The organism is Spiroplasma platyhelix PALS-1 (assembly GCF_021496725.1).
Lineage (GTDB): Bacteria > Bacillota_I > Bacilli_A > Mycoplasmatales > VBWQ01 > Spiroplasma_D > Spiroplasma_D platyhelix.
On the sequence record NZ_CP051215.1, the window covers coordinates 367,381 to 381,119 of the forward strand.

Consider the following 13,739-nt stretch of genomic DNA (forward strand, 5'->3'; position numbering starts at 1 on the left):
TTTATAGTTACATATAATTTTACACTATATATCATTTTTTGGATTTTTTTTCTCATAGCTTCTTTGATACTTATCAATTACTGTTTTAATTTCAGGACGTAATTTTTTAATTTGCTCAATACTATATTTAACTTGCATATTTCTTAAAATTCCATGTGAAGCAAAGAAAGTATTAAGATGATAAATTCCATGTTGATATTTAATTGGTTTTAAACTACCTCCAGCAGTTAAACCAGTAGCAATAAAGCGTACTGCTTCATCATTAATTAATTCTTCACTGGTTAGATACTGATAGTTTTTTAAACCACATTTAAGTAGTTGCTCTGCTTCAATTCTCATTCTTGTTGGCGTTTCTGGTTCATTAGGCCAAATATCTTGATAGGGTAGTAATCTGGCATGCATGTTGCCACAACTACTAATTGCTAAAGCAGCCATTAAAACGCCTTCTGGAGCTCCACCAATCCCATAGACAAAATCTGCTTCTTGATTGATAACATCAATTGCTGCAAGCACATCACCATCACCAATTAATCTCACAATCACACCATATTCTCTTAAAAGATTAATTGCAGCTTGATTTCTAGGTTTGTCTAAAACAATTGCAATCAAATCATGATAAGATTTTGCTTTTTGCATTTGTTCAACATTTCATGCTAGACCTTTTTCTAAATCGATTACATGAGCTAATTCTTGATTAACAAATAACTTATCCATATACATTTCTGGTAGATACACCATTGTTCCAGGTTTCGCTGCTGCAAGACAAGCAATGCTGCCTGCAATATTATAAGCAGCGGGGTAAGTTCCTTCAATTGGATCAACAGCAATCTCAAAAGTAACATTTGGCGCTGTACCTAACTCTTGACCAACATACAACATTGGCGCCTGATCTAATTCACCTTCACCAATTACAACTTTAGTCTTAATTGGAGCAACTTTTAAAATTGTTTCTAATGCTTGAACTGCTGCATCATCAACAGCATTTTTATTTTTAGTACCAATATATTTATAAGCAGCAATTGCAGCCATCTCAATTGCTCTTATTAAATGCATATCTTTATTCATCAATAATTCCTTTTATTTTCTATTCTAAAGTAATTATACTATTTTTAGTAAAAAAATAAAAATTTACTAGCAGTTCTGTATAAATTAATTATTTTTTTACTTCTCAATATTATTAATAAATTTATGTGAAAAAAATTTTACTTTTTTTTAAAAAAAGATAGAATATAATATTAAATTGTATATTAGTAAAAACAATTAGAAATTATATGAGAGATATGACTATACAACAATTAAAAAGAACAATTTTCTGATCAGATATTTTAAGTTTTACATTTGGTTTCTTAGGTGTTTGTTTTGGTATTTTAAGCGTTTTAGCACTAGAAACATTTTGAAATAAAAATGATAGTATTCGTGATTTTCATTCTTTTACTTTCACAGCAACAACAATTTGTTGTGATAGTTTAAGTGTTTTAAGTGCAATGACTGCTTATCATTATGGAATTAAATTATATAAAATGACAAAAAATATCAGACAAAAACATAAACCAGAAATTTTAAAATGTGAACGTTATTCATTTCTTTATGACTTTTGAAGTTTTATATTTGGGATTGTAGGGTTAATCTTTGGAATTATTAGTTTTATCACATTATTTCCAACATTTTTAAATGAATATATTTCATGATGAGCAACAATAACTTCTGTTTGCTTTGATGCTTTATCTTGTACTTTAGTATTAATGGCAATGTATTATTTCCATCGGGGGAGCTAATAAATAGCATAAAATTTTTATTTTGTTTCTTCTTGTGATTTGAATAATTAAGCATGTTTTAAAGTTATAAAACATGCTATTTTATTAAATTCATATTATACTTTATTCAAGTATGGTAAAAGGAAGTTTAAATTATGGAAGTTAAAGTAACCAAAACAAATTTTTTTATTGTGAGTACAATTTTATTTATCCCTTTAATAGCAATGATGCTAAGTTGATTTATGATTGTCTATGTATTTTTTACTTTAAAATATTATCCAATAGACATTAATGAACGATTGGTGATGAATCAGTACTACTCACACTATCAAGAAAGTAAGGATAATCCATTAAAATATAAAGTTCTAGTTTTAGGATTAGATGGCATTCTAGAAGAAGAGTTAAATGTCAAGAACAGTCCTGATATTATGCATAAATCCTTAAATGCTGAAGCAACTAATTATTGAGATTCAGTTAATCGTTTTGCATTGCCTGATCATTTTTCAAAAGCTAATGTTAAAGCTGCTGTTCGTGGAGGTAGTATTAATTGAGATGCTAGCGAATATCAATATGATAGTACCTCTTTTTTTACTAGTGTTTTAAATCAAAATGCTAATTATAAAACATCTAGTATTCAATTACACTATCCAGACGAAATCTTAGCAATTAATAATCTCTATATTGAACCAGAAACACTACAAAAAATAGATGCAAAAGAATTAGCTTGAGATGCTGCTGTAGGAGTTAATGATGCAGCAGGTATTTATAATTTATATCTAGAAATGATTAATGCTATTAACATGAATCAACAACTTGTTTTTGGCTTTGATACTTTATCTGATGAGGTAGCTCATTTTGGATGAACCGTACATAGTAAAAAATACCAATATTCTTTATGAATCCAAAATCAATATGTTAAAGGGCTTCAAGATTTGCTAGCAAAAAGAACTGCAGAATTTGGTGAAAAATGAATGTTTCTTCTCTTTACTGATCATGGTCGAGATAAAGGTTTAGACGGCCAACATCATCAATTAGATAGTAAATCTTTAAAAGCATGATTCTATACTAACCAACCGCAAAGTCAGATTGAACAATGAATTAATAAACCAACTGATAGCAATCAAAGAGGTTTAATTGATATTAAAAATGTAGTCACTGGTTATTTAGGACAAAATTAATTGAATTAAGGAGAAAAAATTATGGAAACTACTGCTTACATCATCTCTGCAGTCACAATTGCTCTTACTCTAATGTTACTAACTCTTACTTTAATGCCATTATTTAAGAAACAAATTAAAATCAATCAGAACAAAAAAACAAAAATTTGATTTTCTGTCATAGTAATTATTCTTATTTTAGAAATTCTTTCAATTAGTGTTTCTATTCTTGGTGAATCTAGTCAGTACATCACACCAGCACCAAGCTATATTTGAATAATTTTTAAAGTCTTTAGTTTACTTTTCTTATGAGTTTGAAGTTACTGCTATTTCTTTATTTGAATAAAATTACAAAATAAAAAAGCATAAGAAATTATGCTTTTAAAATGGTGCGGGACAAGGGACTTGAACCCTCATGCCGTTAGGCGCCAGATCCTAAGTCTGGTGCGTCTGCCAGTTTCGCCAATCCCGCAGTATTTAATTATGGTGCCCCGTATAGGGCTCGAACCTATAACCCCCAGATTAAGAGTCTGATGCTCTAGCCAATTGAGCTAACGAGGCAAAAGAATTAAAAAACAAGTATCAAAAATTTACTTGCTAATAATTATGGTGACCCGAACGGGGATCGAACCCGCCATGCTGGAATGAAAATCCAGTGTGTTCACCAGTTCACCACCGGGCCTTTTATCTAATTTTAATAATAATGGCGCCTGCTGTAGGCATCGATCCTACGACCTTTCGGTTAACAGCCGAACGCTCTACCGTCTGAGCTAAGCAGGCATTTATTAAACCTTATTCATTATAAAAGCAATAATCATTTTTTGCAATAAGTATTTAATAATTTTATTAATAAAATTATTTATCGTGATATAGCAACATTAAGTTTTCTAGTAGCATTGCAATAGTCATTGGACCAACTCCACCAGGAACAGGTGTTATTGCTTTAACTTTATCTTTTACTGATTCAAAATCAACATCGCCAACAAGTTTTTTATCCTTACTACTATTAATTGCTACATCAATAATAATAACATCTGCTTTAATATTTTGACTAGTAAATAATTGATAAACTCCTGTTGCAGTTACAATAATATCAGCATTGCTTAAATAATTTTTTAAATCTTTTGTTGCTTTATGGGTCAAACTAACTGTTGCACCCATATTATTTAGTATCATTGCTAATGGTTTGCCAATGATATTGCTATTATTAATTATTGTAATATCTTGGCCTACAACTTCTAAATTATATGCTTTTAGTAAAGCTATAATCCCTTTGACAGTACAAGGAATAACGGCTGTAGCATCACCTTGTAGTAACTTACCTGCATTGATATTAGTTAAACCATCAACATCTTTGCTAACAGCAATAGTGTTAAGAATCTTAAATTCATTTAAATTTTCAACTAAAGGTAATTGAACTAAAATTCCATCAACTTCAGAATTTTGATTTAATTTTTCAATTGCTTGAAGAACTTCTACTTCTGTCACTGATGTAGGGAAATGAATTATTTCACCCTGAATTCCTACTTCTTGACAAGCTTTAATTTTATTTTTGACATAAAGATGAGAAGCATAATCATCACCAATCAGAACAACAACTAATTTTGGAATTCGTTTTTCTTGTTTAATAAGTTGATCAATTGTGAGTTTAATCTCATCTTTTATCTTTTGACTAATTTTCTTACCATCAAGTAGTTGCATAAAACCACCTTCTATCCAATTTGTACGTCTTCTTGAATACGATTAATATTACGCTTGCGCTTACTATCACTTCAAGCTAAAATCGTTGTCGACACTCCTAATTGTCCCACAAACATACAAATAATTAAACAAATTTTACTAACAACTCCTAACCGAGCATTATCAAATACTGATAGTCCTGTTGTTCCAAATGCACTTGCTGCATCATAAAGACTTTGAACAAAGCCAATATCACCATTAATATTATTGAATAAATTTTCAATTAAAATCACCATTGATGTGAAAATAACCATAAAGCCACCAACAAAAGCTACAGCAAAAGCCATTTTGATAGTTTGTGGTGCAATTTTACGTTTAAATATGTTGACATTCTCTCTTCCAGAAGCAAGGCTAAAAATTGACATGATAATAATTGCTAAAGTTGTTGTTCTAATTCCCCCAGCAGTTGAAGCTGGTGAAGAACCAATTCACATCATAAAAGATTGAATCACACCAGAAGTAGCATGAAATCTAGTTAATTCAATGGTATAAAATCCAGCATTTCTTGTTGACATAGTGTTAAAGAAAATTGCCATTAAGGCATTACCATTACTCATATTCCCTCATATTGATTGACTATCTATTGGTGAAACTAGTTCAACTAAAACAACACTTCCAACTCCAAGAATGGCGACAATAAAATAAGTTGATACCGTTAATTTGGTAAATAAACTAAATCTAAAACGTTTACCTTCTGTCTTTGATCTAATATAACTAAATAAATCATAAAACACTGGAAATCCAATCCCACCAATAACAAATTCAATAATAAAAACTCATTGCACAAAATAATCAGTTTGAAATGGAACTAAAGAATTTTGTCCAATAATATCAAACCCAGCATTGTTAACTGCAGAAATGGAATGAAAAACACCTGCTCATAAAGATAATCAAAAATTATTGTTATAAATCATATCAGCATTAGTTCCATAGGACACACCAGAATTAGGAACAAAATAAAAATATAAAGCTAAAGTTATGGCACCAAGAAATTCAGTCAATGTCATCACAATGATTCCAACTTTTAAAACATTGACTGATGTTCCTAATTTTGGTGACCCTCTTTCACCTTGAATTAATAAACGTTCTTTTAAATTACTATTGTGTCCAAATTGAAATAATGACAACAAAAATAATTTAACAGCAATTAATCCAATCCCACCAAATTTAATTAATAAAAGAACTACTAGTTGACCAAAAAAAGTAAAATCATTCGCAGTGCTCTTAACAGTTAATCCTGTATCAGAAAAAGCACTAGAAGCAGTAAATAAAGCTTCAAGAAAATTTCATTGACCTTTTACTGTTGCTAAAGGAGTCATCAACAAAATTGTTCCAAATAACAAAAAGTATAAGTATAAATTAAACATTTGTCTTGGTCTTGTGTTACCAACAAAAATAGTTTTAAAAATTTTTTTTATTCCTAAAAAAAACCTATTTCAACTAAAAGGCTTTAATGGTAATGCTGTTGAGTCTTTTGCTTTTAAAAACATTAAAAATCCCATTCAAAATTTATCTATCTTGTATTATACATTTATTATTATATTATAACCAATAATATTTTCTCACTATTAGATTTTAATAAATTAAATCAAAAAAATTAGGCAAAATGCCTAATTTTTTATTTTTTCAATTGTTCCCAAAGTTTCAATTGCTCTTACATAAATCAACATTGAATGTCATAATTCTTCAATCTTAATTGATTCATTGTATTGATGTTCAGTTGATGTTGCTTCATTAAATATAGCTCCAAAAGCTACACAATTAGGCATTGCTCGGGCATAAGTGCCACCACCAATTGCAATTGGTTTACTTATCTTATCTTTTGTTACTGTTTGATAGATAGTCATCAATTCGGTAACAATTGGTGAATCTAAAGGCATATGCAATGGCTTATCATAGTGCTCAATTCTAGTTGTTAACTTATAAGGTGCTAAAATTTCTGTTAGTTTATTTAAAACATCATCTTTTGTTGTATGAACAGGAAATCTTACATTGCAACCAAGGTATGATTCTTTTTCATTGATGGTAACAAGACCAACATTAATCGTAAAGGCACCTGATTCATCATCATATTGTCCAAAATATTTTCTTAGTTCAGTATCTTCTTTTAGAACATCACCAACAAAGTTAACTAACGGATGATCAATTTTTAATTCTTTTAAAACTAATAAAGTTCTTAAACCAGCATTAATTCCTTCTTCTGGATGTGAACCATGAGCTGGCTTACCAAGAATTGTAACTTTATTATCAGTCTTTTCTAAACGATACTTATTTCTTTCTGCAATCTCAACAAAACTTGCTAAATCAATATTTTCAACAGTAGAAAATGCACAAGTAACATTATAAGCATCCCCTGCGCTAACCCTAACTTGATTTGAACCAGGCCCAACAAAATCAAGATCGATAATTCCTTTTTCAGCATAAGTTAAAGGAAACAATCCATCTGGAGTAAAGCCAAAATCTGGTGTGCCTTCTTTTTTCATATAAGTATCAATTGAATCTCAAGTTGTTTCTTCATCTAACCCAAAAATTAATCTAATTCTACGATTTGGTTGATAGTTGTAATCCTTTAAGTATTTCAAACAATATAAAATGATAATTGTTGGACCCTTATCATCTAAAACACCACGACCATATAAGATATCATCAATAATTTCTGGTTTGAAGGGATGAACATTTCATTCTTCAATGTTACCTGGTGGCACAACATCTAAATGCCCTAAAATTGCAAAGATTTCTTCACCTTCACCATACTCAACGTAACCATACTTATTTTCTGAATCAATAAAAGTTTTAAATCCTAATGACTTTGCTAAATCAACAGCATAATGTAAAACTTTTAGAACTCCTTCACCATAAGGAGCATCTTTGCTAGCAGAACCTGCATATGAAGGAATGCTTACTATTGCTTTAATTTTTTCAATTGCTTCACTAAAATAGTTATCTTTTAATACTTGCTCATTAAATTCCATTGTTATCTCCTTTAATTTATAATGCTAGAACTAACACAACAGTAACTAAAGTAATAAAAAATAACCCAAAACTACAACTAAAGATTATGATAAATTTTTTATTTCTTGCTACTAATTTGTCGTAACACTTTAAATGATAAAATCCTGCTACTAATTTAATTCATCTCTCAGTTGCTAAAACGGTTCCTTTACATCTAATACAATAGCCCATGTTTTATTCTAGTTACTTCTTTCCTTTTCAATCTAAAATTAAGTACTAATTATAATATCAATTAAAATATCATTTAACAAGTCCCAACCTTGATTTGTTGCCTTTAAATAATCATTTTCTAATTGCAAATAACCATTAGTAATTAAAGTAGTAATTTGTGGTCAGAATGCTTGATGCTTTAAAACATCATTCTTTTTTAAAGCAATGCCTTCTTGCAACATTAAATTTTGAGTAAGAATTAATTGATAGTACTCTTCATGTGTTAGTGTTATTAGTTCACTATTTCAAGGAATTTGACCACTATTGTTGATTGTGATAAATTGATCATCTAATTTTAAAAAACTACTAGCATTTGGCCCTAAACCATATCAATTTTTTAAAGTTAAATAAGCTAGTGTTTGTTGACTATAATATTTTTTTGCTTTAGTGAAACTAAAAAATTCATAATTCTGATAATTGTGTTGCTTTAAAAATTCACTAATAATCTTTTTTTTCTCAACACTATGACTATCATTATGACTTTGATAGCTAATATGAGGTGAGTTTAATTTTAGAGTTATTTTTAAATCACTAATCAAATCTGATTTACTTTGTTTACTAATATTATTTTCTAAATCAATTGAAAAATTACGATATCCTGCTTCAAAACTTACTTTAATTAAACTCATCATTTTTTCAGCATTAAAATTTTGATTTATTTGTGAAAGAAATTTAGTACTAAATGTTCTAACTTTTCACACCAAGCGATTGATACTAAATTGTTTTAAAATTTCTAATTGTTCTTGTTGTAAAGTTTCATAACCAATCTCAAAACTATATTCAGTTAAATTATTAGTAAATTGCTTTAATAAACTTAGTAGTGAAACTAATTGTTGATTAGTTAGAAAAAGAAAATCATTAGTTGCAATATAGATTGTTTTAATTTGCAACTGATAATTTTCTTTTAAAATATTAATTTCTTTTTCTAACGTAACATAAAAATCAAGAAAATTCTCATTTTCATTTTGATAGTTTAAATTAATAAATAAATGTTCAATAAAATTCATTATATTTTAATCACTTCAAATTTGTTCTTTAATAATATTCTCATTACCTCAAGAAGAAATTTTAGTTTTTCATTTTGGATAATTTTGTCCTTTGGCCATAGCATTGATAAGATTCATTGGCATTAAATTTGCAATATCATTGATTTTTTCTTGCGATGTTGGATTATGATTAGCAATCGTTCAGCTATAACTACGAATATCAAAGTTATTTTGATCTGATTCAGCAAGAAAGGCTGAAAAAAACATTCAAGCACCTGCATAATCTTTACGATATAAATCTTTATTAACTCCTGGAATAATTTCTCCTTTTTCTCATACTTCTTTAATTTGTTTTTCTGTTCATTTCTGCTCTTCATCAACTACTTTTTCTGTAGTATTATTTTCTGATTTTTTAGACCAAAAATCAGTTTGTTCTTTGACAATAGTGATATCAGCAAAAGTAATGTCTTCTTCTTGCTCTGCATCAAATGGTGCTAACTCATTAAGTGTTTCAGTTTTAATTTTCTGCTTATTATTAATGGCATCAGTAGCAACTGATTTAATATCTTGTTTGTTATTATTTTCTAAATTCTGGTTGTTTAGTTCTTTTTTCATTAAAATTGATATTTTTTCAATTTTATTAGAATCATCTGTCACAATAATTAAATTTACACCACTGCTAACAAATAAAAAAGTTGTTGCAATGATAATAATTATTCAAGGTATAACCACAACTAAGAAATTATTAATTTCTAAATTATGATAAAGCAATAAGCTAACACTTGCAAGAATTAGTGCCAAAACAAAACTTAATAAAGAAAAAATATTGTTAGCTATAGTTTTTCGCTTTAACACAATTAATGGTAAAGCAAAGAATAATGCTAAACCAGCAAATATTAAAATAATAATGCTAAAAGCTAAAAAACTAAAACTAACTAATATTGAATCAATTACATTACGATAAAATAAAAACCATAATAATCAACTAATTAATAATGTGAAAAAAACAACAATTAAACTTAAAATCATTATTCAACGAAGAATAGGATTAATTTTTTGATAATCCTTTTGATTTTTTTCCATCTTATAAATCCCCATTTTTCACTTTTTAATTATTATAGCATTTAAAAGGAAAAATAATAGACCCTCTAAACGATTTTTTATATTTTAATTACATAATTTTTGACTGATGACAAATAATATTTTGTAAGTTAACATGACCAAGTAGTAACTCTCTACTATTCACCAAAATAATTCTTTTATTGATAAAAATTTTAGCTAATTCTGCAAGTGCTTGTGCTTGCGATTCTTCATCATCAAATGTTGGAACTAAAACTGCTCGATTAGTAATATATAAATTAGTGTAACTTCCAACTAAAGATTGATCAAAAGCATTAGGATTATGATTGATATTAAAATCAATCATTTCTGTTTCTTCTTTACTACGATTTTTAATTTTTGGTAACAAAACTTTGATAATTTTATAAGATTTGCCATAAGCATTGACAGTTTTTTTTAAAATTTTTTCTGTCTCAGAAACTACTTGAAAGCATTCATCATAAATATCAGTTGTTCAACTTAATAAAATTGTTGTTTCATCAACTAAGGTTAGTAAATTATTTAGCCTTCCTTTTGTTTGATCATAAGGCAAACCAGAAGGTAATCAAATAATTTTGCTAACATTAAGATAGTCTTTTAAGTAATTTTCTGCTTGTTCTTTTGTTAGATTAGGATTACGAAGTTCTGAAAGAATCCCTTCTTCACTAGCAAAGCAAGTACTCTTACCATCTAATAAAATCATCCCTCATTCTAAAATAATTGGTAATTCATAATAATTAAGTTTTTCTAACTCAAAAATTTTGTAACTTAGCATGTCATCATCATCTCAAGGATAGTACACACCATATTTAGTTCCACCTCATGCATTAAAAGTACTTTTCAATCCTCTAACCACTTTAGTTTCTGAGTTGATTAAAAATAATGGACCAAAGTCACGAATTAAACAATCATTTGTTGTCATCTCAATAATTTTAATTTTTTCATTTAATTGCTGTCTTGCATTTTGAAACTGATTCTTACTTACAATTATGTTAACCTCTTCGTAATCAATTAAAATATTTGCAATTTCAGCAACAATCTTTTGTGCTGGCTTTGCACCCATTCTTCAATTATCAGTTCTTTCAGGTCAAATTAATCATGATTGCTTGTGCTCAATAAATTCTGGACATGAAAAAAAATCATCACTGCTAGGTGTACTAAAAATTCTTTTTGCCATAGTAGCACTCCTTTCGTGCTACTGAATAATTCCGCTCTTAATTGTTAAAATCCTTGTAACTATAAATAACAATAAAATTATACTCCCTAAAATAAAAAAAATCAGTAACTAAAATACTGATTTTTTTTATTAAGAACTACTTTTCTTCTTTAAGTTTATTTAAAATTGATTCAATACGATCAGCTTCTTCAATTGTTTGATCATATTTAAATCTTAATTGTGGCACCTTATAAGCACTACTAATTTGGGCTAACTCCCTGCGGCAAAAACCTTTTACATTTTCTAATTCTTGACTAATTTCTTTAATCTTACTTTGATCTTGATTGTAAAGATATCAAGTAATAGTTGCATAACTCAAATCATTTGTTAGCTTCACATCTGTGATAGTGATATCTGAAAACTTAGGATTTTTTGCTTTTATTTTAAGAATGTTAGTAATTTCAATCTTCATTCATTTCTCTGTTCGAGCAATTTTTTGATTAGCCATTATTTTGCACCATTTCTATTGCATAAGCTTCAATGATGTCATTTTCTTTTAAATCATTATAGTTCTTAATTGTAAGACCACATTCAAAACCTTTTTTAGCAGTTTTGATGTCATTTTTTTCGTGTCTTAATGTATTAATCTCACCATCATAAATCACAACATCATCTCTTAAAACTCTTGCTTTATTATTACGATTGATGACACCATCAACAACAAGACAACCTGCAATTGTTCCAACTTTTGAATAATGAAAAAGTCTAACAACTCTTGCTTGACCTAAAACTTTTTCTTCATACTCAGGTTCTAATAAACCTTTTGCTGCTTTTTCTAGTTCTTCAGTTACCTTATAAATAATGTTATGTAATCTAATTTCAATTCCTGCATCTTTTGCAGCATCGCGAACAATATTATTTGGTCTAACATTAAATCCATAAATCACACTATTAGATGCTACAGCTAAAGTAACATCTGATTCACTAATTCCACCAACACTAGCACGAACTAATTTAACTTGAATATCTTGAACATTAATTTTGTTTAATGCTTGTGTTAGAGCTTGTAGAGAACCTTGTGTGTCTGCTTTTAAAATAATATTAATTTGCTTTAATTTTCCACTTGATGCTTCTTGAACAATATTTCCTAAACTAATTTGCTTTTCTTGTTGGCTTTTGTAATCATTTTGTAATTGTCTTGCTGAAGAAATTTTCTTAGCTAGTTTTTCGTCATTGAAAACCACAAATGGCTCACCCGGTGTTGGAGCACTTTCAAATCCTAAAACTTGCACAACTGCAGAAGGTAAGGCTTCTGTTACTTCTCGAGCTAAATCATTAGTCATTTTTTTAATTCTTCCTCTGATTGCTCCAGCAACGATAATATCCTTAACTTTTAATGTTCCACCTTGAACTAATAAAGTACAAATTGAACCAATGTTCTTATCATAATGAGATTCAATTACTGTACCGTTCGCAAATCGATTAGGGTTAGCTTTTAATTCCTTAACTTCAGAAACTATTAAAATTGCTTCTAGTAACTTATCAATTCCTTCATGTTTTAAGGCACTACCATAAACAAAAATAGTATCTCCACCTCATTCTTCACTCGTTAGACCAAGTGCTGATAGTTCAGAAAGGACTCTGTCAGTTTTAATTTCTGGTTTATCCATTTTGTTGACAAAAACAATAATCTCAACATTGGCTGCTTTAGCATGATCAATTGCTTCTTTAGTTTGTGGCATAACCCCATCATCTGCAGCAACAACTAAAATAACAATGTCAGTAATTTTAGATCCTCTTGCTCGCATTTCAGTAAAGGCTTCATGACCTGGTGTGTCAATGAAAGTAATTAATTTATTTTCATTTGTTTTAACTTGATAGGCACCTATGTGTTGTGTGATACCACCATGCTCTTGATTGGTAATTTTTGAATTTCTAATCGTGTCTAATAAAGTAGTCTTTCCATGATCAACATGTCCCATGATTGTCACTACAGGAGGTCTAGTAATCATCTGTTCAGGCTTGTCATCAAATTCTACCGTTTCTAAAATGTTTTCATAAGTAACACTTTTTGTTTTTTTAAAATCAAAACCAAATTCTAAACATACTTCTGACATTAATTCTTCATTAAGCAAATAGTTTTGATTATATAATTTTCCTTGTTTCATAAAGTATTTAATGATGTCAACAATTGAGACATTTAAAGCATTAGCTAATTCAGCAATAGTTAAGGGTTCACTAAAAACAAAAACTCCCTTATCATCCACATGAGCTGTTTGTTGTTTTAATTGTTGGTTAATATTTTTAATATCTTTTGCATTCTGATTCTTAGCCATACTCTCAACCTTCCTTTTTTAATCTCAATAATTCTCAATCTCAGAAATTATTGCTTGATAAATTTCATCACTAATTTTTGTTTGTAAAGCTTTTTCTAAAGCTTTAGTTTTCTTTGCTTCATTCACTAAAGCAATTTTAGGTTGAATGTAAGCACCCTTACCATTTGCTTTATTACTATGATCAACAAAAATTTTTCCGTCTTTATTCTTAATAATACGGATTAATTCTTTTTTTGGCAAAATTTCATGACTAACCACACATTTACGCATTGGAATTTTCTTATAATTTT

At 28.6% G+C, this 13,739-nt stretch carries 14 protein-coding genes and 4 tRNA genes; 3 read left to right on the forward strand and 15 right to left on the reverse strand.

All coding sequences use genetic code 4. From position 1 onward, the window contains the following. Positions 1 to 24: 24 nt before the first annotated feature. Complete coding sequence (locus tag SPLAT_RS01745) at positions 25 to 1,065, reverse strand: fructose-bisphosphatase class II (protein ID WP_168104692.1); 1,041 nt, start codon at positions 1,063 to 1,065, stop codon at positions 25 to 27. Between the two features lie 215 nt (positions 1,066 to 1,280). Here SPLAT_RS01745 and SPLAT_RS01750 point away from each other — a divergent pair, with 215 nt between their 5' ends. From SPLAT_RS01750 to SPLAT_RS01760, 3 genes are all read left to right on the forward strand, one after another. Beyond that, positions 1,281 to 1,775, forward strand: coding sequence for a hypothetical protein (locus tag SPLAT_RS01750; protein WP_168104693.1), 495 nt, complete (start codon positions 1,281 to 1,283; stop codon positions 1,773 to 1,775). A 134-nt stretch (positions 1,776 to 1,909) separates the two neighbouring features. Beyond that, positions 1,910 to 2,932 (forward strand): hypothetical protein, encoded by a 1,023-nt coding sequence (locus SPLAT_RS01755; protein ID WP_168104694.1) that lies wholly within the window; start codon positions 1,910 to 1,912, stop codon positions 2,930 to 2,932. Between the two features lie 21 nt (positions 2,933 to 2,953). Next, complete coding sequence (locus SPLAT_RS01760) at positions 2,954 to 3,280, forward strand: hypothetical protein (protein ID WP_168104695.1); 327 nt, start codon at positions 2,954 to 2,956, stop codon at positions 3,278 to 3,280. A gap of 18 nt (positions 3,281 to 3,298) precedes the next feature. Here SPLAT_RS01760 and SPLAT_RS01765 read toward each other — a convergent pair. From SPLAT_RS01765 to rnpM, 14 genes are all read right to left on the reverse strand, one after another. Next, a tRNA-Leu gene (locus tag SPLAT_RS01765) sits at positions 3,299 to 3,383 on the reverse strand. 12 nt (positions 3,384 to 3,395) lie between these two features. Next, positions 3,396 to 3,472, reverse strand: a tRNA-Lys gene (locus SPLAT_RS01770). Positions 3,473 to 3,518: 46 nt separating this feature from the next. After that, positions 3,519 to 3,593, reverse strand: a tRNA-Glu gene (locus SPLAT_RS01775). Positions 3,594 to 3,615: 22 nt separating this feature from the next. After that, positions 3,616 to 3,691, reverse strand: a tRNA-Asn gene (locus tag SPLAT_RS01780). A gap of 75 nt (positions 3,692 to 3,766) precedes the next feature. After that, entirely contained in the window at positions 3,767 to 4,612 is an 846-nt protein-coding gene (locus tag SPLAT_RS01785; RefSeq protein WP_168104696.1) for a bifunctional 5,10-methylenetetrahydrofolate dehydrogenase/5,10-methenyltetrahydrofolate cyclohydrolase, read from the reverse strand. A gap of 11 nt (positions 4,613 to 4,623) precedes the next feature. After that, positions 4,624 to 6,141 carry a TrkH family potassium uptake protein gene (locus SPLAT_RS01790; protein ID WP_168104697.1) on the reverse strand — a complete coding sequence of 506 codons (1,518 nt, stop codon included), beginning with the start codon at positions 6,139 to 6,141 and terminating at the stop codon, positions 4,624 to 4,626. 120 nt (positions 6,142 to 6,261) lie between these two features. Beyond that, positions 6,262 to 7,623 carry a Sapep family Mn(2+)-dependent dipeptidase gene (locus tag SPLAT_RS01795; protein ID WP_168104698.1) on the reverse strand — a complete coding sequence of 454 codons (1,362 nt, stop codon included), beginning with the start codon at positions 7,621 to 7,623 and terminating at the stop codon, positions 6,262 to 6,264. Between the two features lie 16 nt (positions 7,624 to 7,639). After that, complete coding sequence (locus SPLAT_RS01800) at positions 7,640 to 7,834, reverse strand: hypothetical protein (RefSeq protein WP_168104699.1); 195 nt, start codon at positions 7,832 to 7,834, stop codon at positions 7,640 to 7,642. Positions 7,835 to 7,872: 38 nt separating this feature from the next. Further along, on the reverse strand, positions 7,873 to 8,880 hold the full coding sequence (locus SPLAT_RS01805; protein ID WP_168104700.1) for a hypothetical protein: 1,008 nt from the start codon (positions 8,878 to 8,880) through the stop codon (positions 7,873 to 7,875). Between the two features lie 6 nt (positions 8,881 to 8,886). Beyond that, entirely contained in the window at positions 8,887 to 9,942 is a 1,056-nt protein-coding gene (locus tag SPLAT_RS01810; RefSeq protein ID WP_168104701.1) for an NADH-quinone oxidoreductase subunit J, read from the reverse strand. An 88-nt stretch (positions 9,943 to 10,030) separates the two neighbouring features. Further along, positions 10,031 to 11,134 carry an agmatine deiminase family protein gene (locus SPLAT_RS01815; protein WP_168104702.1) on the reverse strand — a complete coding sequence of 368 codons (1,104 nt, stop codon included), beginning with the start codon at positions 11,132 to 11,134 and terminating at the stop codon, positions 10,031 to 10,033. Positions 11,135 to 11,270: 136 nt separating this feature from the next. Continuing rightward, positions 11,271 to 11,621: a 30S ribosome-binding factor RbfA gene (gene rbfA, locus SPLAT_RS01820; RefSeq protein ID WP_168104703.1), complete on the reverse strand. Its 351-nt coding sequence runs from the start codon at positions 11,619 to 11,621 to the stop codon at positions 11,271 to 11,273. After that, positions 11,614 to 13,449 (reverse strand): translation initiation factor IF-2, encoded by a 1,836-nt coding sequence (infB, locus tag SPLAT_RS01825; RefSeq protein ID WP_168104704.1) that lies wholly within the window; start codon positions 13,447 to 13,449, stop codon positions 11,614 to 11,616. Before infB ends, rbfA begins: the two co-directional genes overlap by 8 nt. An 18-nt stretch (positions 13,450 to 13,467) precedes the next feature. Further along, the gene (gene rnpM, locus SPLAT_RS01830; RefSeq protein WP_235083215.1) at positions 13,468 to 13,719 is read right to left on the reverse strand and encodes an RNase P modulator RnpM; all 252 of its coding nucleotides are present in this window, start codon (positions 13,717 to 13,719) and stop codon (positions 13,468 to 13,470) included. Positions 13,720 to 13,739: the final 20 nt, after the last annotated feature.